Source organism: Cylindrospermum sp. FACHB-282, assembly GCF_014697195.1.
GTDB lineage: Bacteria > Cyanobacteriota > Cyanobacteriia > Cyanobacteriales > Nostocaceae > Cylindrospermum.
Window position 1 is genome coordinate 118268 of the sequence record NZ_JACJRJ010000010.1, and the last position, 24358, is coordinate 142625.

Genomic DNA, 24358 nt, shown 5'->3' on the forward strand with positions numbered 1-24358 from the left:
CGCAAAGGACGCAAAGGACGCGAAGGAAGAGGAAGGAAGGAAGGAAGAAAGAGATTTTTTGCGTTCTTCTCTGCGCCTTTGCGCCTTTGCGTGAGAAATAATTTAAGCTGTGCGAAAACGGGCTAGTTCAACGCCTGTTTTGGCGTCGTGGGCGTGAACTGTGCAAACTAAGCAGGAATCAAACGATCGCGCAACGTGTCCTACTTCTACAGGATCGGTGGAATCGTGGATGGGTGTCCCGATTAAGGCTTGTTCTAGGGGGCCGCGTGTTTCTTGGCTGTCACGGGGGCCGAGGTTCCAGGTGCTGGGGGCGATAACTTGGTAGTTTTTGATTTTACCGCCTTCTACTTCTACCCAGTGGGAGAGGGAACCCCGCGCTGCTTCTGTTGCACCCCACCCGCGTCCATCTTTTTCTGTGGGTTTGATATACCAGGGGTCGTTTAATTTGAATTCGCGTAAGCAATGTTCGGCTTGACGATATAACTTGACAAGTTCGTGAACCCGTGCTAGCTGACGGACGTGAATGTTTGCACCGCGCATTTTTTTGAAGACGTCGAGGATGAAGCCGTCTTGGTGTTGCCAAGATTCGCCATGTTGACCACCGGCGACTAATTGACGCGCTAAGGCACCTGCTTCTAAACGTCCGAAGTCTTGGTGAAGTACTGCGCTTGACCAGGAATAGGCGTTATCAAAGTCTTTGGCGTTGTTGGCGGTGGGTTTGGTGGTGCGATCGCTTGGATGAATATCCTCGTTGCCTTCATCATACCAAGCGCGGGTTGTGTTCTCGCGGACAAAAGCCTGATCCATTAAGGTGTGTGTGTCTGCAACACTGTCATAGACGCCACTTTTCATGATTAAGGCTGCATTTCGACCTGCAATGGTTGGTTTTTGATATTTATCTTCGTGTGGCAAATATCCCCAAGTCACATATTTACCAACACCAACGCCATATCTATCTAAACCGATATCTAAACCCATGCGCCAATAAAAACCTAAGTCTGATTCTCGATGGTTTTTGTCTTCATCTAACCAATCCCGAAAATCATCATAAGTTTGGATTTGTTCATAACGTTCTAATGAACAACCCAACCACACCGGTTCTAACCAATTGGTGCGGAAATATTCGAGAATTGCCCAAGCGCGGGTAATGTCAGTTAAGGTGGGGGCGCACATGACACCACCAGGCACCATATAACTGCTGTGAGGCCATTGTCCACCTAAAAGGGCATAAATTTCTACAGGTTTGGCAGAAATTGTAATCCCGATTTCGTAAGATTTGCCTGTGTAGGCGGCAAAGCGGCGAACGGCTTCTTCATAAAAGCGGCTACGACGGTAATTTTTATGGGTTAAGTCAATGGCAAATAAACCATAAAAGTAGCGGGGAATGCTTTGAATGGTTTCGACGATTTGACCTAAATTCCTGGCTAAAATTGCATTGCGGGGAACTTCACTTTCCCAAGCTGTATCTAATGCCCAAGATGCACAAGTTAGATGAGAACCGCCACAGATACCGCAAATTCGCGGCGTGACAATTAATCCAGCTTGGGGATCTTTGCCGCGCAAAATCACTTCAAAGCCGCGAAAGAGTTCGGCATGAGTCCAGGCGTTCACTACTCGCCCATTTTCAATATCAACTCGCACATCTAAATCGCCTTCAACTCTTCCCACCGGTGAAATATCTAATGTTTCAATTGCCATGTTTTTTGGTGATTGGTGAAAAGTTGATTAATCACTTGTACAGGCGAGACGCCTGTTCTACAAATACAAACTGGGGAGTCGCCTTACACGGTGAAAAAGTCTTCATCTGCCCATGCTGGGGCGGCGTCTTTGGCAACAATTGTGAGGACGGCGTAATCTTTTTTGTTTACCCCTGGCGGTAATTCTTTAGGAACTCCCATGACTGTTTGGGTTTTAAATACGGTTCCTGGTTTTAGGTCAAAGAAGGGAAATTCTGGTTCTGTGCAACCTAAACAAGGCATTCCGGCGCGGGTTTTGGAAGAAACGCGGTTCCACAAAATGCGGTTGCAAGAGGAATGAGTCATCGGCCCGCGACAACCCAAGTCATAAAATAGGCAACCTTTGCGTTGACCAAATTCGGCAGTTGATGCTTTGTAGGCGAAGTGAACGTTGCGGGTACAGCCTGTTTGGGTATATGTGTTAAAGAAGGTTTGGGGGCGATGGAGGTCGTCTAGGGCGATATCAGCAATGCGTCCAGTGGCGATCGCCACTAATATTTGTGTAATCCAGTCAGGATGTGCCGGACAACCGGGAATGTTAATCACAGGTAATCCCGATTGTGTCAAAAAATCTGTGCCTAAAAAACCGCCTTCCTGACGCTTGAGAAATTGCAAACCCTGTGATTCGCTGGGGTTGGGTGACATGGCGGGAATTCCCCCCCAGGTGGCACAGTCGCCCACAGCCACAATAAATTTAGCAGCAGCGGCTAAATCTGTTAACCAATCTTTCATCGGGCGATCGGCGAATCGATTCCACTCGCCGGTACCATTGGGGGCATTAATCACGCTGCCTTCAAATACCAAAATATCTAAAGGAGTGTTACCTTCAACGCAATCCCACAAAAGTTTTTGCAAATTTGCGCCCAGTTCCAGCCCCAACGAGGGATGCCAAAGTAAATTAATGCCAAAGTCAGCAATCAAATCGCAGACTGTCGGTTCTTCAGCATTCAGAAATGACATGGTGTTACCAGAACAAGCACCACCTTGTAGCCATAGTACATTAGTCATCGGCTAAGTGTTTTTCTATTGTTTACCATGCATGATCTAGGTGATTCAAGCTTGTAGAGTCTCACCCATCTATCAATATTTATTATTTTAAAATAACGTATTTTTTAATTCAATTGCTGCTTATTAAACAAGAATTTATAATCACTCAAAACCATTTATTTCAATAATTTTTATATAAAAGTTAAGTTAATAGCAGACTTTTCAAAAAAAACATGAATTGCAGATCCCCGACTTCTTAGAGAAGTCGGGGATCTTGTTGTCCATTTTGTTGAGCGTTGGTACAAAGAATATTTCATAAAGTTTTAAATAACTTTAAACTATCTTTAATATTGGTAATTCCCCTCTAGATATTTTTAGATATAGTGCCGTATAGTTATAAAACTTGATTCATTAAATCCAAGGAGCATTTATTAGACCTCTGGTAAAAATGCCTGGTGATTAAAACTGTGGCTTCCCAGATTTTATTTCCCTAGGGGATTAAAAAAAGATGGGAAGGTTTGAGATTGGGGAATTAAGAGGAAACTCAAAATCTGCGTAAATCGATTTGCTATCTATCGCCCTGACTTGTGGGCGTTGACAGACTCGATTCCCCAACTGGCCGCTAATTATGACCCCTAGCATTACAGATTCAGGCGTTAAGGCTGCTGTTGCTGCTATTGCATCGGAGTCAGCAACGACAGCAGAAAAAATCCAGATGCTGATCGAAATGGCCCAAGGCTTTCAAAAAAAGCCAGAAACCGCCCAAGATTTGCGGAACGCAGTTTCCTTGTTTTACCGGGCTGATGAAATGTGTGGTGATGAATATCCTTTGCTAAAAGCCCGCGCCCAAGCGGGGATGGCGGGGACATTACAGACAATTCCCGATAAAGGCCCCCAACTGCTGCTGCAAGCAAAAGTCGGTTATGAGGAAGCGTTGCCGATTTTACAACAGTTAGCAACGCCTGTGGAAGTAGCAGAGGCCCAAATGAATATGGGGTTGGTGTTGCAGTCCTTGGTACAGTTTAATTTAGCGCGGATTGTAGACAGCATCCAAGCGTATCATGAGGCTTTGCGGGTGTTTACCTGGCAGGATTACCCCCAGGAATACGCGATTTTGTACAACAATATTGCGATCGCCTACCTGTCCATGCCCCTAGCATCAGAACGGGAATACTTGCGCCAAGGGTTAGCTGTGCAGTCATTTGAGGTAGCGCTGAAGCATATACAGCTGATTGATCACCCTAGAGAATATGCGATGTTGCAGAACAACCTGGGTAATGCATTGCAATATCTGGTGAGTTCCCATCCCCTAGAAAACAACTTGCGTGCGATCGCTGCTTATGACGAAGCCCTGAAAGTGCGTAACCCCAAAGACACACCACTAGAATACGCTAACACAATTTCTAACAAAGCCAACGCCTTATTCAACTTACCCGACGACCCAGAAAAACCAGAAGCAGGTAATCTACAAAACCTCTTGCAAGCGCGTACTTACTGTCAACAAGCCAGGGAAATCTTCACCCAGCACCAACAAATAGAACAAGCAGAAGTAGTCACCCAAGCACAGCAAGAAATTGAAGCAGAAATAGCTCACTGGTAACGGTAAGTATCAGCCAGAATTGCTTACTGTGGACTTGATAGAGAGGATAGCATTTTCATGAGAGAAATTTTCACCAGCCCAGAACTAAAAGATTTTCTCACAAGTTTAGCATCTGGCGAACTAAACCTAGCCACAGGATGTGCATGGGTAATCATAGCCACAGCCTTCTCAATGATTGGCGGTGCTATTGGCGGAATGTTATTAGCTGGGAAAGATTTAGGTTATCAATTAGCCGCAATGCTTGGTAGCTTATTTGCTCCCGCTGGTGTCATTCCCGCCATCATTTTTGGACTAGCTGTGCTGAATTTAATCACAAATAACTAGGAGGAATCATGTTAGAACTTGGGTGGTTTTCCGCCAAGTTATTTTTTAAAGGAAAGCTACTACGCGACCCCTTGTATTTTCTCCGTCAAACCGCAATTGGCATCATGATATGTTCCCTGCTATTAATATCACTAGCACAAGCTGACATTCCCGTCTGGATACCCATCATACTATCTAGCTTAGTCACGGGTGCATTTATGCCATTTCTCCTGAAAGACTTCAAAACTAAATGAGTACAGAGTTGAGCATTTAACCTTTTCATTTAATTGGCAAAACTCTATTTTGGGAACATATAGCTATCGATAAACCTTGCCGTTTATTCCTAGTTCTAAATTAGGACTTATGCACCGTGCAAATTTATCCTAATCTTGGGCTGATTTAATCGTTTTCTGAGACTTCATGGGACGTATTCTACCTGTAGCGTGCGTTCCCTAACGCACGAATTAGGATTCATCATCAATAAAATCAATACCCATATTTTTAAATATCCCCGACTTCTTGAAGAAGTCGGGGATCTGAACCTCTCGAAAATATTAATTTTGCAATAAGTCTATTCATTCGCCAACATTCAAGAGTTACTAATAACTAATGGTCAAACTGATTCAACACACAGCCACACTAGAAGAATTAGTTCAAGAAATAAATCGCTTCGAGGCAATTGTCTCTGAATGGGATGAAAGCCAGCGTTGCGTAGTTGTCGGCTTAAAACGAGCCATTGAAGCCTTACACAAAGCAGCATTAACACATTTAATTAAAAACCTCAAGCAAGAATCAATGTCAGCTTTGCGTCATGCTGTATCTGATGAATTAGTATACGCAGTTTTGCTTTATCACGAATTAGTCAAACCACCAAAACCACCCCTTCTAGAACGAATTCACACAGCCCTAGCAGAAGTCCGTCCCAGCTTACAAAGCCATCATGGGGATGTAGAACTAGTAGCTATTAAACCACCTGATACCGTCGAAGTTAAGTTAATTGGCACTTGCAGTAGTTGTCCAGCTTCCACCTTGACTTTATCTCAAGGAATTGAACAAGCAATTAAAAATCATTGCCCAGAAATCACCAAAGTAATTGCTGTCAATAATAGCCCTAATCTCAATCAAACTAATTCTAATTTAACAAGTCCATTTTCCCCAACCAAAGCAACCTATTGGGTGAAAGTGTCTACCGTTGAGCAAATTCCACAATCAGGCATATTAGCCGTAAAAATTGCTGAAAAATCCCTGATTTTACATCGTCAAGGAGATAATATTACCTGTTACCACAATGCCTGCGTTCACCTAGGATATGCCCTAGATACTGGTAAGGTAGAAAATGCGATTCTCACCTGTCCTGCTCACGGATTCCAGTATAAGCTAAAAACTGGCGAATGTCTAACCGCCCCTGATGTTTCTCTTCAGTCTTATGAAGTAAGAATTAAAGATGATCACGTTTTTGTGCAAATGCAACAATAATCTAACCTAACTGCGGTTAATATAGCAGTTCTTACTCGAATCAATGACAACACCAGAAACCTAACTCCCTTTCCTTGCAGGGGAGAGGTTAGTGTTTATTGCATCGAAAGGAGAAGCGCTTTATGAAAATATTTGTTTAACCAACCGCAGAGGATACGGAGAGAATAAAGAAAGAGAAGTTTTTACGATTTATTTAGGTTTGCTATACACCTTTGTCAAAATTAATCACACACCAAAATTGCCGCAAAAACTTAGAGAAACTTCCCCAAACTTCCTCCTCTCACTTCAAGGTGCAGAGGTAATTTTAGGTAACATTATTAAACCAGAACAATTAGCCATACCAATATTACCAAATTCCTCAACAATGTTTGGCCCCCGTGGTGCTTGTTTAATATCACCAACTGGCCCCTTGTGGGTGTCAGATACAGGACATCATCGCTTATTAGGATGGCGAAATTTACCCACCACAGATAGTCAACCTGCTGACTGGGTAATTGGACAACCAGACTTGAATCACGAAGGACAAAATGCTAAAAGTACACCAGGAAGAACAACCCTGAGTGTACCTACAGGAATTTGTGCTTGTGGGACAGGGTTAGCAGTTGCAGATGCTTGGAATCACCGAGTTTTAATTTGGAAAAATTTACCTGAAGATTGTAATGTCCCGGCAGATTTAGTGTTAGGACAAGCTAATTTTAGCGATAATGAACCAAACCGGGGAACCCAACAAGCATCTGCCAATACAATGCACTGGCCCTATGGAGTTTTCTATTATCAAGGACAGCTATTTGTTGCCGATACAGGAAATCGGCGATTGTTAATTTGGCAGCAATTACCAACAGAAAATGGTCAACCTGCTGATTTAGTTTTGGGACAACCAGACATGGTATCTCGCAATGAAAATGGTGGCAAATCTGCCTCAGCCGAGAGTATGCGTTGGTGTCACGATATTGCCTTTTGGGGAGAAAATTTAGTTGTCACCGATGCCGGGAATCATCGCGTAATGATTTGGCAAGGAATGCCCACAGAAAATAATACCCCTTGTGCAGTAGTTTTAGGACAAAAAAACTTTGATGTTGTAGAAATGAATCAAGGAGGCTATTACCCCAACGCTAGCAGTTTGAGTATGCCTTATGGTGTAGCGGTTGCAGGTGATTGGTTGGTAGTTGCAGATACAGCTAACTCGCGCTTGCTAGGATGGAAAAAGCCAGAATCAATTTTATCACTACAAGGTAAAGTAGCAGATGCTATCGTTGGACAAAAGAATTTTCAAAGTAAGAATGAAAATCGTCACTTTGGCTTACCAACGAGAGAAAGTTTAAATTGGTGCTATGGCATCAAAATTTGTGGACAAACAGCGGTAATAGCTGATTCTGGAAACAATCGAATTTTGCTGTGGAAGTTTAACCATAGTTTTATTCATTGAAAATTCGATAAATTGTGCGTTAGGGAACGCACACTACCGGTAGAATGCGTCCACTGACGCATCAAAAAATCTACAACATAATTTGCTGACTTATGCATTGACGAAAAAAGGTAAATATGTTCATCTGTTTTATTCATTGAAAATTCGATGAATTGTGCGTTAGGGAACGCACACTACCGGTAGAATGCGTCCACTGACGCATCAAAAAATCTACAACATAATTTGCTGACTTATGCATTGACGAAAAAAGGTAAATATGTTCATCTGTTTTATTCATTGAAAATTCGATGAATTGTGCGTTAGGGAACGCACACTACCGGTAGAATGCGTCCACTGACGCATCAAAAAATCTACAACATAATTTGCTGACTTATGCATTGACGAAAAAAGGTAAATATGTTCATCTGTTTTATTCATTGAAAATCCCATAAATTGTGCGTTATGCACCCTACGGGTAGGATGCGTAAAGAGACGCATCAAAAAATCTACTAAATAATTTGCTGACTTATGCATTGACGAAAAAAGGTAAATATGGTCATCTGTTTTATTCATTGAAAATCCCATAAATTGTGCGTTAGGGAACGCACACTACTGGATTCATAAAGAGTTTAATTTTTTCTTTATTCTCTTTTCTTTGCGTTCTTTGCGGTTAGTTAAAAAAATGGTTTTCATAACTCAGATAAAACTGCTATATGGCAATTGAACAAATTAGAGTTCGCGGCACAGTTCAGGGGGTAGGATTTCGCCCCACAGTCTATCGTCTCGCTAAAGCTTGCGGGTTGCGTGGAGACGTTTGTAATGATGGTCAAGGAGTCTTAATTCGGGTATCTGGGAGTGAGACAGCTTTAACAGAATTCATCACAAAATTACAGCAAGAATGCCCACCTTTAGCCAAAATCAATCAACTAACACGCACTCCCTATACAGGTGAATTCAACTTCGATGATTTTGTAATTTCTCATAGTGTGAGTAACGCAGTTAAAACAGAAATTGCCCCTGATGCTGCCACTTGTCCAGAATGTCAAAAAGAAATTTTTGACCCTTTTAGCCGATTTTATCGTTACCCCTTTACTAATTGCACTCATTGCGGCCCCCGCTTGAGTATTATTCACGCCATTCCTTACGACAGACAAAATACCAGCATGGCAGCTTTTGCTATGTGTGCCGAATGCAAGAAAGCATATAACGATGTAGAAAATCGCCGCTTTCATGCCCAACCAATAGCTTGCCATATTTGCGGACCTCAAGCTTGGTTAGAACGTGCTGATGGTAAAACTGTTACCGCTTCCATGTTCTCAATGTTAGATGATGTTGATGCTGTTTGTACCCTGTTACAAAAAGGTGAAATAGTTGCAATTAAGGGTTTAGGTGGTATTCATCTGGCTTGCGATGCAACACAAGAAACAGCAGTTCAAAAACTGCGCCAACGCAAAAAGCGTTATGATAAACCCTTTGCTTTAATGGCACGAGATATAGAAGTAATTCAAGAATATTGTACTGTTAATAAGAAGGAAAAAGAATTATTAGCTAGTTCGGCGGCACCGATTGTTTTATTAGATAATAAAACAGGCATTTCGCCTGTTGTACGGGAATTAAAGCAGAAAAAATTCACCATTGCAGCATCAGTTGCGCCAGGGCAAAATGCTTTTGGGTTTATGCTACCTTATACGCCTTTACATCATTTAATTCTCAGGCGGATGAATCGCCCAATTGTTTTAACCAGTGGCAACTTAGCTGATGAACCGCAATGTATTGATAATGAGGAAGCGCGAGAAAAGTTAAATAAAATTGCAGATTATTTTATTTTACACAATCGGGAGATTGTGAACCGGGTAGATGATTCAGTAGTGCGAGTAGTTGGTGATAAACTGCAAACAGTTCGCCGTGCTAGAGGATATGCACCAGCACCGATTAATTTACCGCCGGGATTTGAAAATATCCCGCAAATTTTAGCAATGGGTAGTGAGTTAAAAAATACCTTTTGTTTATTGCGAGACGGTGAAGCAATTATTTCTCAACATTTAGGAGATTTAGAAAACCCTGCGGCGTTGAAAGCTTATCAAGAAACCCTAAATTTATACTTAAATTTATTTGAGCATCAACCAGAAATTATTGCCATAGATAAACACCCCGAATATCTTTCAAGCAAACTTGGCAAAGAACTTGCAACCGCCAATCAAATCAAACTTTATTCTATTCAACATCATCACGCGCATATAGCAGCCTGCATGGCAGAAAACCGTATTCCCCTAGATTCAGCCCCAGTTTTAGGAATCGCCTTCGATGGATTAGGCTACGGTGAAGACGGCAAAATCTGGGGTGGAGAATTTCTGTTAGCCGATTATCGGCAATTTCAGAGATTAGCAACAGTTAAACCAGTAGCAATGATAGGTGGAGAACAAGCAATATATCAGCCGTGGCGGAACACCTACGCCCAATTAATATCCGCCTTTGGTTGGGAAGATTTAAAACAAAAATATGGTGATTTAGAAATTTTAAACTTTCTCGAACAAAAGCCACTCAAGCTACTTAACCAGATGATAAAACAAGGAATTAACTCACCCCCAGCTTCCTCCGTGGGGCGGTTGTTCGATGCAGTAGCAGCAGCAATCGGTATTTGTCGAGAAGAATGTAGCTATGAAGGACAAGCAGCGATAGCAATAGAAGCCTTAGTTGATAGCAACAGCTTAAATAAAGTTGAAGAAACGCTAAATTATCCTTTTAACCTAGGCGTTTTAGATAGTATTTATTGTATAGACCCTGCCCCAATGTGGGAAGCCTTGCTTAATGACTTACAGCAGCAAACACCTCAACCAGTCATAGCAGCAAAATTCCATAAAAGTTTAGCCAATGCCATTGTAGAGATGGTGAAGCAACTTTCCCAACAAAACCTGATTAATCAAGTCATTTTAACAGGAGGAGTATTTCAAAATCGGATTTTATTAGAACAAGTTACCAAACGCCTAAAAACATTAGAAATTTCCGTACTCACACACAGCTTAGTACCTACCAACGACGGCGGTTTATCACTAGGACAAGCCCTCATAGCTGCCGCCAAATCAATTACTTTTTAGTATTTTCTCTGCGTCCTCTGCGCCTCCTATCTCTTAAAAAAGGAAAATTAAAATGTGCCTAGGAATTCCCGGACAAATTATTGAAATCACCAACCCCGAACATAAACTAGCCATAGTCAACATTGGTGGAGTCAAACGCCAAGTAAATATAGCTTGTATCGTTGACGAACAACATCCCCCCGAAACCTGTATAGGAGAATGGGTACTAGTGCACGTCGGCTTTGCCATGAATCGAATTAACCAACAAGACGCCGCAGAAACATTACAACTACTGCAAGAAATCGCAGACACACAAACAGGAATAGAAATTCAAAATTCAAAATTCAAAATTCAAAATTCAAAAAGCTAATAGTTTCTTCTTCTTCTTCTTCCTTCGCGTCCTTTGCGTCCTTTGCGGTTCGTTAAAAAATTCCCAACCTATGAAATACGTAGATGAATTTCGCCAACCAGAAAAAGCCAAAGCCTTAAGCCGAGAAATAGAAAAACTCAGCCAAAAGCTAGGAAAACATATCAAAATAATGGAAATATGCGGAGGTCATACCCATTCCATATTCAAATATGGCATAGAAGAAATCTTACCCGACAGCGTCGAATTAATCCATGGGCCTGGTTGTCCAGTATGCGTCATGCCCAAAGGAAGAATAGATGATGCGATCGCCATCTCAAAAAATCCTAACATAATTTTTACCACCTTTGGCGACGCCATGAGAGTTCCCGGTTCCCAAACCAGCCTACTGCAAGCCAGGGCCACAGGTGCAGACATCCGCATGGTGTACTCACCCCTAGACAGCCTGCAAATAGCTAGAGACAACCCCGACAGAGAAATTGTATTTTTCGCCTTAGGCTTTGAAACCACCGCCCCCAGCACCGCCCTCACCATTCTGCAAGCAGCAGCCGAAAAAATTTCTAACTTTAGTATGTTTTCCAATCACGTCCTCGTGGTTCCCGCCCTCAAAGCACTACTAGAAAACCCCGACTTACAACTAGATGGATTTGTCGGTCCCGGTCATGTCAGCATGGTAATTGGCACCGAACCATACCAGTTCATCACCCAACAATATCATAAACCAATAGTAATTTCTGGATTTGAACCATTAGATATATTCCAATCAATTTGGATGCTATTAAAACAGCTAGTAGAAAATCGTTGTCAAGTCGAAAACCAATATAACCGCCTAGTACAAACAGCCGGAAATGCTTTATCCCTAGAAGCCATGAACAAAGTTTTTGCAGTACGAGAAAACTTTGATTGGCGAGGTTTAGGTGAAATACCCAACTCCGGCTTAAAAATTCGGGCTGAATATGCCCAATTTGACGCTGAAATTAAATTCACCATTCCTAACTTAAAAGTCGCCGACCATAAAGCCTGTAAATGCGGCGAAATTCTCAAAGGAGTCCTCAAGCCTTGGGAATGCAAAGTATTTGGTACAGCATGCACCCCCGAAAACCCCATTGGTACTTGCATGGTATCTTCCGAAGGTGCTTGTGCAGCCTATTACAAATACGGACGACTTTCAACAATAGCCAAGAGCACATAAACAATTCAAAATTCAAAATTCAAAATTCAAAAATAAATTAAATTTTAAAAATGAATAAATCAGCCCAAAATCCCCTCTTTGAGAAAATCGAACAAATCCGCCGACGCCAAGCAAAAGTGCGAGATACCCATATTACCCTCGCACATGGAAGCGGTGGTAAAGCGATGCGCGATTTAATAGATGATATCTTTGTTAAAAATTTTAATAATCCCATTCTTTCCCAATTAGAAGACCAAGCCACCTTTGATTTAGCCAATCTCTTACAACATGGAGATAGACTAGCTTTTACCACAGATTCCTATGTAGTAGACCCCTTATTTTTTCCTGGTTCTGATATAGGAGAATTAGCCATAAACGGTACCATTAACGATTTAGCCGTCAGTGGTGCAAAACCCTTATACCTCACCTGTAGCGTCATTTTAGAAGAAGGATTACCTGTAGAAACCTTGAGGCGTATAGCTGCAAGCATGAAAGCAGCCGCCCAAAAAGCAGGCGTGCAAATTGTCACCGGAGACACAAAAGTTGTCCATCGTGGTGCCGCCGACAAAATATTTATTAACACCGCTGGAATTGGCATCATTCCCGCAGGAATAAATATTTCTGCCTCCAACATTCAACCTGGAGATGTGATAATTGTCAACGGTGAAATAGGAAATCATGGAGCCGCAATTTTAATTGCCCGTGGAGAATTAGCATTAGAAACCAATATAGAAAGTGACTGTCAGCCATTACATGATTTAGTAGCAACCATTCTTAAAGCCTGCCCTCAAATTCACGCCATGAGAGACGCCACACGGGGAGGTTTAGCCACAGTATTAAACGAATTTGCCATCAGTTCCAACATTGGAATTTGCCTAGATGAACAGTCCATCCCAGTGAAAGAAGAAGTAAAAGGAATTTGTGAAATCCTTGGCTTAGACCCCCTATACTTAGCAAACGAAGGCAAATTAGTAATAGCAGTAAGCGCCGAAAATGCCAACAAAGTTTTATCAGCCATGAAATCACACCCCACCGGAAAAGACGCCCGTATTATTGGCGAAGCCATCCCCTCACCCCAAAGAATAGTATTATTAAAAACCGCCTTCGGCGCCCAACGCATAGTTGATATGCTAGTAGGAGACCAACTACCCCGAATTTGTTAAACCTTACCCTATTCATTCTTCTTACCTTCTTACTTTTCTTTCTTACCTTAGCGCCCTTAGCGTCCTTTGCGGTTAGTTAAAAAGATAAAAATGCACGAACGAGGAATCACCCAAAACATAATTGCCATCATCAGCGAACAAGCCAAAAATCAAAACCCTATTCATTCTTCTTACCTTCTTACTTTTCTTTCTTACCTTAGCGCCCTTAGCGTCCTTTGCGGTTAGTTAAAAACATAAAAATGCACGAACTAGGAATCACCCAAAACATAATTGCCATCGTCAGCGAACAAGCTAAAGGGCAAAAAGTACAAAGAGTATTATTAGAAATTGGCAAACTTTCAGCCATCATGCCCGATGCAATATTATTTTGCTTTGATATTTGTGCTCAAGACACAATTGTCCAAGGTGCGAAACTAGAAATTAGAGAAATTCCCGGTTTAGCAAAATGTCGCCAATGCGGTACAGAAATTTCTTTAGAAAAACCCTTTGGAATTTGCAAATGTGGTAGCCTGCAACTAGACCTAATAGCAGGCGAAGAACTAAAAATCAAAGAAATAGAGATAGAAGAAATATGTGTATAACCTGCGGTTGTTCCGATGATGCCGAAGCGAAAATCACCAATTTAGAAAACAGTGAAATTGAACACAACCATCATACCCACACCTTAGCTGATGGCACTGTTATCACCCATTCCCACAGCCAAGCATCACAAATTCACGCCAAAATCCATAATACAACCATATCATTAGAACAGAATATCTTAGCCAAAAACAACCTATTAGCAGCCCAAAATCGGGGCTGGTTCAAAGGTCGAAATATTCTCGCTTTAAACTTAATGAGTTCTCCCGGTTCTGGAAAAACAACCTTGTTAACTCGCATTATCAACGATTTAAAACATCAGTTATCTATCAGTGTAATTGAAGGCGACCAAGAAACAACTAATGATGCCCAAAAAATCAAAGAAACAGGCTGTAAAGTTGTGCAAATCAACACAGGTACAGGCTGCCATTTAGATGCATCAATGATAGAACGGGGTTTACAGCAACTAAACCCGCCATTAAATTCAGTTGTCATGATTGAAAATGTCGGTAATTTAGTTTGTCCCGCTTTATTTGATTTAGGTGAACAGGCAAAAGTAGTAATTCTTTCTGTCACCGAGGGAGAAGATAAACCAATCAAATATCCCCATATATTTCGCGCAAGTGAGGTGATGATTCTCACCAAAATTGATTTGTTGCCTTATGTGCAATTTGATGTACAACGCTGCATTGAATATGCCCGACAAGTAAACCCGCAAATTCAAATTTTTCAGGTTTCCGCCACCACTGGTGAGGGGTTAGCAAATTTGTATAGTTGGTTAACTGAAAAAGTGGCTCAGTCAAAAATACCCGAATCATATTTTGGGTAAAAGTTGTGAAGTCACTTTTTCCCGTTGCTGCCGAACTGAGAAACAGGAATACGGATGATAAACTCCGTTCCCTCTCCGGGTTTTGAGATGCAAGAGAGTGAACCACCGTGTTTTTCGGTGATAATTTGGTAGCTAATCGACAAGCCCATACCTGTTCCTTTGCCCACAGGTTTTGTGGTGAAGAAAGGATTGAACAATTGTTGCTGAACAGATTCTGGCATACCCAAACCATTGTCTGCAATGCGGATTTCGACTTGATCAGCATCAACTTTTTCAGTGTTAATACTAATAGTTGGTGTAGTCATTTGTCCTGGTTTCTCCACTAATGACTCCTCTAAAGCATCGATCGCATTACTCAACACATTCATAAACACTTGATTCAGTTGCCCTGCATAGCATTCCACTTGGGGCAGGTTGCCGTAGTTTGTGATCACGGCAATACCGGGACGGTCAGACTTGGGTTTGATGCGATGTTGCAGAATCATTAAAGTACTATCAAAGCCCTGATGAATATTAACGGCTTTGATCTCGGCTTCGTCCATGCGCGAGAAGCTTCGCAGGGAAGCAACTATTTGGCGAATTCTGTCTGCACCAACCCGCATAGAGGAAAGTAGCTTGGGCAGGTCTTCCAGCAAAAATTCTAGATCAATTGCCTGAGCTTCTTCTTCAATCTCTGGATGGGGAGATGGGTAATGTTTCTGGTAAAGTTCCAGCAGTCTTAGCACATCTTGGGTATAGTCGTTGGCATGGGTGAGGTTGCCAAAGATAAAATTGACGGGATTGTTGATTTCGTGGGCAACACCTGCTACCAGTTGGCCTAAGCTTGACATTTTCTCGGTCTGCACAAGTTGAGCCTGGGTTTGTTGTAGTTTGTGCAGGGATTGTTCGAGTTGTTCTGCTTTTTCTCGCTCTCGCGTTTCGGATGCTTGCAAAGCTTTGTTTTTAGCTTCGAGTTCTTGTGATTTGGCTTCTAGTTGTTGCAAGTAGGCTTGCAGATTGGTGTAGAGACGGGCGTTGTCGATCGCCACCGAAATCTGTGCTATCAACAGAGCTAGCACCTTCACCCGGTCGGGGGTAAAAGCACCAGGAATGAGATTATTTTCTAGGTAAAGAATACCAGTAAATTTGCCAGAGTGAATCAGCGGTAGACACAAAATCGACTTGGATTGGTGAGTGGTGATATAAGCATCAGCCCCAAATCGGTAGTCTTTAACAGCATTGTCTAAAACCAGGTTGTTTCTGGTTCTTTCGACATAGTTGAATAAAGCAACTGGGAGTAAGGGTAAATTAGTTTTATGCTCTGGGTTAACAACAATGCTAACCTCCTTACCTACAACCATTCCCGCTGCTTCTAGCATCCATTGAGCCTCGTGCTTGGCAATAAAGTAACCTTGTTGAGCGCCTGCATTTTCGATGACAATTTTCATCATTTTTTCGAGCAGGAGACTCAGCACCATTTCTTCTGACAGCACCTGTGAAGCTTTCATCACTGTCATCAAGTCGAGAATCTGAGCACCCCCGGTGGTGGTGGAGTTTGTTTGAATAGTTTGCAGGTAATGAGCTTCTAAATTTTCTGTGTTTGGCGATGTCTCACTACCAGTCACTTCGCTTAGAGACGCTTCGCGAACGCGTTTACGCAAAATTAATTGCGGGTATCTTTCTTCTAAATCTTTGACTTTAGCAATAGCCCCCCAATAGCTATAGGCGTAATAGGCATTTGTCATGTAGGTTTTGGCAATAGTTTCTTTACCCCATGAGAAATAGAATTTAGCTGCAAGTTCGTGAGCTAGGGCTTCTTCGTTGATGTACTCGTTTTCTTTAGCAAGAGCGATCGCGCGATCGTACATCTCTATTGCCTTTAGTTTTTCCCCTAAAACTCGGTGCCGTTCTGCCTCTACTAAATAGAATTTGTGTAAATGATTCATTGGGGCATGATGCGCCCATTTTTGCATTTTTTCTTGATTAGCTTGGACGCGAGAGAGGATGACGTTTTGCTCTGACTCTGGGCTATCGGCATATACCGCTAGCCGTACTAAAGAATCGTAAAAATGGAACAGAGGAACAACAGGCAATCCTACCACTACGTCTAAATACTTCTCTGCTATGGCAGTATTTTCCATCGCTTCTGAGTAATTTTCAAACCAGTAGCTAAGTAAAAGTTTGTTCCAATATATGTAGGCAACTCCCAATCTGTCGTTCGCTTGCTCGTGCAATGGTAATCTTATCTGCTCATCGCAGGCTTCACCCTTGAGGCGGCAAGTATTTTCACTCTTTCCCAGCAGATTTAATGTGGACTGCCAATAGGTTTCTAGATAATGAAGCGCTGTTTCTTGCTTGATTTTATGAATAGCATCTCTATTGATTGCCATCTCTGTTTCCAGGACAGTTAGTTCTTTGCCGCTAAAGTAAGCCAAATAGGAGTACATTAGTAGACCATAGGCAGCAAATTCTAAATCACCTGTCTCCAGTCCGCTAGAGTAAACTGACACCAAAGGTTCTAAGGTTTCTCTCAGATGATCTTTCCAAGGTCGGATAAATATATTTACTATCAGGAGTGTCTTGGCTTTGATTTCTTGAGCATTTAACTTTGACACTAGAGTTAAAGCTAATTGACCAAACTGATAACCTGAATCAATATCTCCCACAACTCCACAAAGCAGAAGACCATAATTGGCATAAGCAAAGGCAGAAACGGAAGCATTACCATATTCGACGGATAAATTTACTTGTTTGCACACCGTCAAGGGCACCAGTTCTGGCGCAGCCATGTATGCAGGAGCAAAGATGCTTGATAACAGTCGCATAGCTGCTAATTTATAGCGATCGCTCATTTGAGGCAGCTCAACTAAATTCTCAATTCGCGTTCCACTCAAAATTGCCGCAGTTTCCCCTAGTGCCTGCCCAATATCTGACGCGTTCGGCTCTTGGGGAAACTCCACCCCTAGCAGCTTTAAAACTTTTAGCCCCGTACTAACCGCTTCTAGCAGCCTGTTCTGCCCTATGTAAGCTTGTATCTGGACTTCATACACTTTCACTTTGTCCAGCAGCGTTTTAGCCTGGTTTTGGACTACCTCAACGAATCTCTGCATTCCTTCAAAATCACCGCTCAAAAAAGCTGCCTCTGCTGCTTCCTCATGCAGTGCTAATGTCAGTTCATATTGACACCTCCAGCTATCTGCTGCTAAAAGTCCTAAACCTACTTGCAAATATTTAACAGCGGAATCGTATGCTGTGGCTGCTTTCGCTCTATGACCTGCGATAAAATTTAGTTCTGCTAGTTCATATTTTTCTGTTTCAGATATTAGTAAATCAGTACCGTAATTGAGTTGGTTAACTAAAGCAAATATATTTTCTTTGCGTGCTTCTGGTGAAGTATTTTGCAGCAGTAATTGACCAATTTTCAGATGGGTTACTTTCTTTTGTTCATCGGGAATCAGAGAATACGCTGCTTGCTGCACTCTGTCATGTAAAAACTTGTAGTCAACCTTGACATCCTTTAAGGCAATCTCCCCTGAGTCCTCTTGACTAAAGACTAAGGGAATTTTGTAATCCTGATTTAAGGGCAAAATTAATCCAGCTTGAAGGGCTGACCACAATTGCGCCGCAGTTGTTAGAGAAGATGCTTCGTTGACGATCGCCAATACATCTAAGTTAAAAGTATTACCAATACAAGCAGCCAGTTTCAGGACTTTTTGCGTTTCTAATGACAGTTTGCGAATATTTCTCGCTGTCAGTTCTACAACATTTAGGTCAGTAATGCCGATGGCTTGAATATCTTTAATATCCCACTGCCACACTCCAGGCTCGAAGTCATAAGTTAACAAGTCTTCTTGATGCAGGGTTTTTAGCAGTTGGGTTAAGAAGAACGGATTGCCCCCGGTTTTGTGGAACAGTAACTCTGCTAGGGGTTTTGTGCATTCTCTGTCATTCAACGTATCCCCAACTAACGCTGCCACATCCGTTAACTGCAACGGTGCTAGAACGATGTTATTCACCACCGCACCTGCTGTTTGCATCTTGTCTAAACTGAGCATCAGTGGATGAGTGGGGGAAACTTCGTTATCGCGATATGCCCCAATTAACAATAAATATTGGCGTAGCCCATCGCTATCTGTCATCAATAACTCAATTAACTTCAGCGATGCCGAATCTACCCACTGCAAATCATCAAGAAAAACAACCAGCGGATGATCTTGCGTCGTGAATACCCCAATGAATTGCCCAAAGACGCGATTGAAGCGATTTTGAGATTCTGTCGCTCCCAATTGTGTTACAGGTGGCTGGGTACCAATAATTAGTTCGACTTCCGGAATCACATCGATAATGACTTGCCCGTTGTCCGACAACGCCGTTAACAGTTTCTCTTTCCACCCTTGAGTTTGGGCAGCATTTTCGGTGAGCAATTGCTGAATCAAAGATTGGAAAGCTTGAATCAAAGATGCATAGGGAATATTGCGCTTAAACTGGTCAAACTTGCCAGCAATAAAATAACCCTTTGCCCCCACAATCGGTTTATGAATTTCATTCACAACACTGGTTTTGCCAATTCCTGAATAACCGGAAACAAGCATCATTTCCCTGCTGCTACCTGCCACATCCTCAAAGGCAGTCATTAAAGTTGATACTTCTGTTTCTCGTCCATACAGGGTTTGCGGAATCAAAAAATGCCCAGATTTGTCCCGTCTTCCTGGTACGAAGTTTTCAATCTTGCCAGTCAATTGAAGTTGAAACAAGCATTCCTCTAAATCCGCTTTCAGTCCCCAAGCGCTTTGATACCGCTCCTCTGCTGTTTTCGCTAACAACTTCAAAATAATTGCACTAATCCCCTCTGGCACATTTCCCAGAACACGACACACGGTTTCTTGACACGGTGCGGCTGGCATTTTAGCAATGTGACAGTGGATCAACTCCATCGGGTCAGCAGCATGAAACGGCAAAGTACCCGTCAGCATTTCATACAAGGTCACACCCAATGAATAAAAGTCGGTGCGATAGTCGCATACCCGATTCATTCTGCCTGTTTGCTCAGGGGACATATAGGCAAGGGTACCTTCAAGCAAATTAGGATTGCTCAAGGTGGGATTTTCTTGATCAAGGCGCGAGGAAATACTAAAGTCAATTAGTTTGACTTCCCCAGAGTCGGGGTCAATTAGTATATTGTGTGGCTTAATATCTTTATGTATAATTTTTTGGGCATGCAGTTCTCCTAAGGTGTGCGCCAGATTAATCGCCACCTTGAGAAAAGTAATCAAGGTGGTTGCTTGAGTCGCAATCAGTTCTTTAAGCAAGCAACCCGGAACGTATTCCAAAACCAAAGCCAGACCATGTTGATAATTCTTTAACTCGTAAGGTTTGACAATGCCAGGAATTCGCAGCGGCTTAATGATTTGATATTCGTGGCGCAGTCGAGCAACATCTTCTAGGGGTGGATATTCGCACAAATGAGTTTTAATCACGACAGAGGCGTTATCTGTTTCTCGCCGTCCACGATAAATGACGGTTTTACTGCCGGAGTGAATGGTTTCAAGGAGTTGATAACCAGATAAAGTGGCTGTCATGGTATTCGGGGGCAATAGAAGTATCCTTAAAATGCCCATGCAAGTTTATAACTTTAGTATTTGAGACAAAACTACGCACTCTTTCACAAGCCGTTACAAATCCTAATTAATTCTCAAAGTAGCGTTAAAAGGTTGGTATTCAGAGGCTCTTAGCCTTCTCTATCTCCTGTGGTTGACGCTACGCCTTGGTGCAGTATTCCATAATAAATAGGAATTTAACCTGTTTTAACAGGTTAAATTTTTGTATAATTAAGTGTTAATGCTGTTGCAGTTATTTAAAATATATAATAAGCGTTAATATTATTTAAACAAGCACTCGATTGATAGAGTTTATAAAAAACTGAAACTATCTATCCGCATGGTGAAAAATGGAAACAATAAAATTGTTGGCGCATATTGGTACAGATGGGATATTACAAATCCAGACACCTACAGATTTTAAAGATAAATCTGTTGAAGTATTATTAGTTGTACAACCATTAGATAATATAAAAATTTCACCTAAAGAAGAAAGTTTACCCAAATATAATGCTTGGGGAAAACCTACTACCAAAACAACAATTCAAGAAGCCATTAATAGGATGCAACAACTGCGGCAAGAAGTCGCTGCCATAATCCCCCATTGGGGAGGAGATACTGAATGAGGATAAGTGGTACGGAATTTGCGGTAAGAAGATTGCGGTTAATACCACACAAGCTGCTTAAGTATTATCTAGCATGGAGGAAGTAAAAATAACACACTCCAGATATGAAAGTCGATTTTTCTAATGGTCAGGCACAAGTGATAAACTATTCCGATTCTAAAAAAGAAATAGATGGAAATATTTACTTGGATGAAAGTGTCTTAGATAGGCTAAGGGAATGGAAGTGGTTGGAAGAAAACATTCTGGAACAACTTGAGTTTAAAATTTTCAAAATATCAAACAAGCACTGTTCATCATACCAATGGCTAATTGCCACTCCGCCACGTGCTACCAAGCATCTCAGCACAATAGCAGAATGGCGTCCCGATATTAAAGGTGAGATTAGCATTAAAGAATTTGACGGTCAAAATAACTACATTTGTAAATACTAATTTACTGAATATTTTTAGCCTTGTGCCACACCTTGGATATGTGTGGCATATTTTTTAACAAATCTAAGGCATTTATGCTCATGTGTCGTTACTTCCCATAGTGCAATTATTGATAAATCTTTGAAATACTCGTTATAAATGTCTGTGATTTTCTATTAGTTTGTAATTGTAAGATGGCTACACAAGCAGTTACAAGCCAGAATATTAACTGAGCAGAATCTTTCCAAAATGCAATTGAATTCATAAGTGTATATTTTTCCTTAATTGAGCCTCTCCATAAATATACTGCCCTAAAACATTAGCTTGTCGGGAAGGTGCGGCTAAATAGGCATTGACTCTAGCTGCTCTAAGCAGACGTTGTACATCTTCCCAAAAAAACTCTCCGCCACCACCAGTAATAATCACATCTGTCACCCGCTCTGGCAACCAAGCGAGGATACGGGAGCAAATTTCCCGTGAATACATCTCGATTAAGTTGGGGAGAAAATCATCTAGGTTAGTGGATTTACTAGCACCTTTGGGGCGGTAAAAGCGTTCTCCCTTGGGTTTGTTGGCGGTAGAAATCAGTGCTAATGATTGACTATCAGCACCTTCTATCTCTGCTGCAACCATCTCATAAAAATTGCTCATTCCAAATTCTTCACTTTTAGAAGCATATCTAACAAACCGGAAATTATCCACCATGATCATGTCAATTGTTTGATAACCAATATCAACAATCCCTACTAAGATTTTCGTAAAATCAGGAAGTGCTGTGCCTTTATTGGGTTGAGCTTCTGACCACAGCAAACTACCATAGCCATCTGGCATTACCCAGACTTTGGTAATGTGCAAAGATAAAGCTTCACCTCGGAAATTCATCACATGGGGGCCAGTTACCAAACTGATCAACTGTTCTTTTTCTTCTTCGTGTTGCTCTAAAGATAGAAAAGGTAGACTCAATACAACGGCAATTTCATCTTTGAGTTTAAAGTAGCCAGCACTTCCTAAAACTTTTACTAGTGCATCTTCTACTTTCGATTGTCCGTGACCTAAATTAGCTCCCAAATCAGATCCTAACTGACCAACAGCATAGCCACTGCCTTCATACTCCAGCCATAAAGCCATCAAAGGGTCAATCGCTTTGGCTTCAAACACACCGCCACGAATTTGTTCGATTGATATTTGCTTCACATGAGCAGGAATAAAGGCTACACCGCTCGGTTCTCGGCTGACACAAGCCTTTGTGCTGGTTCTGCCTAAATCAACACTGAGAATAATTTTGCTGCCAATATTTTTGGTTGTTAACCTTTTTTTAGTTTTTATCTTTTTGATTGCTATAGTTGCTGCTATTGCTTCTAAAAGACGTGCATAGTAGTCATCAGGAACAATAATTAACTCTTCTTTTAGTTCGTAGAGAAGTTGGTTAGTTTGTTCTACTGCTGTTTGAAATCTGTTTAAAGCGTCTGCTGTAGGTTCTCTGTCAATCTCCCACATTAAAGAAATAAGATTTTGCTGTAATCTCACTGCTAAACGCAAACAGTCTTTTTCTATTTCACTTAATACGTTTTGACGAGTAAAATCACTAATCTGCTTTTTGGTTTCATCAGCAAATTCATGATATTTTTTCTCTAAATTTGCGTATTTGTCTGTTAATTCATTGGCAACTTCTCTGTGATGTTTGGCTGCTTGTCTGTCCTTTTCGCCAACAGCATGAGCAGTAAAAGCACCTGCAACAGCACCAACGGCCACACCTACAGCACCGAATACCAAAGGTAGGATAAAAATCATAGATTTTTTGACTAATTATCTAGGAATGAGGAGGAAGGTAAGGAAGTTGAGAATCAGGCAATAACTTACTATCTGCTGATGTGAGTCCTAAAGATTTTGCAATAGCGACTGATTCCCGCAAACGTTGCATAGCCCCTTCTACTCCTGGCGCAATTGGACGATTTGTAATGTTTTGATTAATTGCTTTTGCTTCAGCCAAAAATTCTAGATTTTTATTGTGTTCATAAATCAGTTCATTTTCAATTGCTTGCAAATGCGCTAGTTCGTGCTGAGTTAAAGACTCGTAATATACTCTTACATCCTGTTTATGGTCATCGAGGATTTTGAAAAACTCAACAGCCATAAGCACAGTACCACCAATAGCTAATGCAGGTGCAGATGCGGTTAATAAAACTCCGATTGGTGGAAAAGCTGCTGCTAATGTTGCAGTTGCAAATGCCGTTGTACCTCCAACTGCACCACCGATAACGGTATCTTTTAATGTCGCTGTAGTCGCTTCCTGTGCAGAAATTTCGCCTCGGACTACACGCAGAGCATTAGTTAGAAGCGAAAAAGGAGCGGCTGTTAACGCACCTACGGCAGCCCCCACAGGTGCAGCTTGAAGACCGGCTTTAACAGCACCAGTCAGGTTGTCAAACTGCCATTTGGCATCTAATCTCATTTTCTCTTGCCAAGTCATGGTTTTACCACCACGAGCAATATTGGCTTTGCCATTCTCCCATTTGATATTGTTCGGATTATTAGAACCTCCTTTGCTGTGAGGTTTGATGTGACTAGCGTGCTTATCAGATAGGTACTGTTCGGCATTACTAGCCGCAGATTGGCTGTCTATACCTGCGCGTTGAGAAGGGGGAATCTTCTCTAACATTTCTTGGGCTTGTACTCTAGTTCTTGTAGGTTCTCCAGGACGAATACCGCTTTTATAAAATCTACGTGCTGCACTTAAAGGTAAATCCTGTAAATTGGCGTGGTAAATGTTGGTTGTCGCAGCAGCATTGACAGCAGCATTCCGCTGGGAATCTTCAGACATGGGTAATTACCTTTTTTAGTTTATTTTTTTGCAATTTACTAATAATGCACTGCCATCAAATTTGATAGCAGCTTTTAATATAGGAATAATATTTGATTTTTGAAAAAAAATAAGAGATAATACGGAGAGAGCATACAAGTCTAAAACAGAACAATGATAAAGCAGTATTTAGAACAAGAGATACCTGCGGTGGGTGGAGTCATCGGCGAACTACAGGAATTTATAGCTCAAAATC

Annotated in this window: 18 protein-coding genes; 13 read left to right on the forward strand and 5 right to left on the reverse strand. The window is 41.6% G+C overall.

All coding sequences use genetic code 11. The annotated features are described in order from the left end of the window. Positions 1-102: 102 nt before the first annotated feature. On the reverse strand, positions 103-1698 hold the full coding sequence (locus H6G32_RS07680) for a nickel-dependent hydrogenase large subunit (RefSeq protein WP_190456736.1): 1596 nt from the start codon (positions 1696-1698) through the stop codon (positions 103-105). A gap of 83 nt (positions 1699-1781) precedes the next feature. Next, positions 1782-2744, reverse strand: coding sequence for a hydrogenase small subunit (locus H6G32_RS07685; protein WP_190456738.1), 963 nt, complete (start codon positions 2742-2744; stop codon positions 1782-1784). 607 nt (positions 2745-3351) lie between these two features. Between H6G32_RS07685 and H6G32_RS07690 the strand changes: the two genes are divergently transcribed. From H6G32_RS07690 to hypB, 11 genes are all read left to right on the forward strand, one after another. Continuing rightward, positions 3352-4323, forward strand: a complete 972-nt coding sequence (locus H6G32_RS07690; RefSeq protein WP_190456740.1) for a hypothetical protein — start codon at positions 3352-3354, stop codon at positions 4321-4323. A gap of 57 nt (positions 4324-4380) precedes the next feature. Then, the gene (locus H6G32_RS07695) at positions 4381-4647 is read left to right on the forward strand and encodes a hypothetical protein (RefSeq protein WP_190456741.1); all 267 of its coding nucleotides are present in this window, start codon (positions 4381-4383) and stop codon (positions 4645-4647) included. A gap of 8 nt (positions 4648-4655) precedes the next feature. Beyond that, positions 4656-4880 carry a hypothetical protein gene (locus H6G32_RS07700; RefSeq protein ID WP_190456744.1) on the forward strand — a complete coding sequence of 75 codons (225 nt, stop codon included), beginning with the start codon at positions 4656-4658 and terminating at the stop codon, positions 4878-4880. Between the two features lie 355 nt (positions 4881-5235). Further along, on the forward strand, positions 5236-6102 hold the full coding sequence (locus tag H6G32_RS07705) for a NifU family protein (protein ID WP_190456747.1): 867 nt from the start codon (positions 5236-5238) through the stop codon (positions 6100-6102). Between the two features lie 238 nt (positions 6103-6340). Continuing rightward, entirely contained in the window at positions 6341-7528 is a 1188-nt protein-coding gene (locus H6G32_RS07710; protein ID WP_190456791.1) for a hypothetical protein, read from the forward strand. Positions 7529-8220: 692 nt separating this feature from the next. Next, positions 8221-10602, forward strand: a complete 2382-nt coding sequence (hypF, locus tag H6G32_RS07715) for a carbamoyltransferase HypF (protein WP_190456749.1) — start codon at positions 8221-8223, stop codon at positions 10600-10602. 52 nt (positions 10603-10654) lie between these two features. Then, positions 10655-10951, forward strand: coding sequence for a HypC/HybG/HupF family hydrogenase formation chaperone (locus H6G32_RS07720; RefSeq protein WP_190456751.1), 297 nt, complete (start codon positions 10655-10657; stop codon positions 10949-10951). A 70-nt stretch (positions 10952-11021) separates the two neighbouring features. Continuing rightward, a complete protein-coding gene (hypD, locus tag H6G32_RS07725) occupies positions 11022-12140 on the forward strand; it encodes a hydrogenase formation protein HypD (protein ID WP_190456753.1) in 1119 nt (372 codons plus the stop codon). 50 nt (positions 12141-12190) lie between these two features. Beyond that, entirely contained in the window at positions 12191-13282 is a 1092-nt protein-coding gene (hypE, locus tag H6G32_RS07730) for a hydrogenase expression/formation protein HypE (RefSeq protein WP_190456755.1), read from the forward strand. A 239-nt stretch (positions 13283-13521) separates the two neighbouring features. Then, complete coding sequence (gene hypA / locus H6G32_RS07735; protein WP_190456757.1) at positions 13522-13863, forward strand: hydrogenase maturation nickel metallochaperone HypA; 342 nt, start codon at positions 13522-13524, stop codon at positions 13861-13863. Beyond that, positions 13854-14690 (forward strand): hydrogenase nickel incorporation protein HypB, encoded by an 837-nt coding sequence (gene hypB / locus H6G32_RS07740; protein WP_190456759.1) that lies wholly within the window; start codon positions 13854-13856, stop codon positions 14688-14690. Before hypA ends, hypB begins: the two co-directional genes overlap by 10 nt. 11 nt (positions 14691-14701) lie before the next feature. On the opposite strand, the gene H6G32_RS07745 is transcribed toward hypB, so the two are convergent. Next, a complete protein-coding gene (locus tag H6G32_RS07745; protein WP_190456761.1) occupies positions 14702-20248 on the reverse strand; it encodes a trifunctional serine/threonine-protein kinase/ATP-binding protein/sensor histidine kinase in 5547 nt (1848 codons plus the stop codon). 368 nt (positions 20249-20616) lie between these two features. Between H6G32_RS07745 and H6G32_RS07750 the strand changes: the two genes are divergently transcribed. Both H6G32_RS07750 and H6G32_RS07755 read left to right on the forward strand, forming a co-directional pair. Next, the gene (locus H6G32_RS07750; protein WP_190456764.1) at positions 20617-20892 is read left to right on the forward strand and encodes a hypothetical protein; all 276 of its coding nucleotides are present in this window, start codon (positions 20617-20619) and stop codon (positions 20890-20892) included. A gap of 104 nt (positions 20893-20996) precedes the next feature. Continuing rightward, positions 20997-21323 carry a hypothetical protein gene (locus H6G32_RS07755; protein ID WP_190456766.1) on the forward strand — a complete coding sequence of 109 codons (327 nt, stop codon included), beginning with the start codon at positions 20997-20999 and terminating at the stop codon, positions 21321-21323. Positions 21324-21563: 240 nt separating this feature from the next. Here H6G32_RS07755 and H6G32_RS07760 read toward each other — a convergent pair whose 3' ends face one another. Both H6G32_RS07760 and H6G32_RS07765 read right to left on the reverse strand, forming a co-directional pair. Continuing rightward, positions 21564-22643 carry a chromosome segregation protein ParM gene (locus H6G32_RS07760; RefSeq protein WP_375539789.1) on the reverse strand — a complete coding sequence of 360 codons (1080 nt, stop codon included), beginning with the start codon at positions 22641-22643 and terminating at the stop codon, positions 21564-21566. 469 nt (positions 22644-23112) lie between these two features. Then, positions 23113-24123 (reverse strand): hypothetical protein, encoded by a 1011-nt coding sequence (locus H6G32_RS07765; protein ID WP_190456768.1) that lies wholly within the window; start codon positions 24121-24123, stop codon positions 23113-23115. Positions 24124-24358 lie beyond the last annotated feature (235 nt).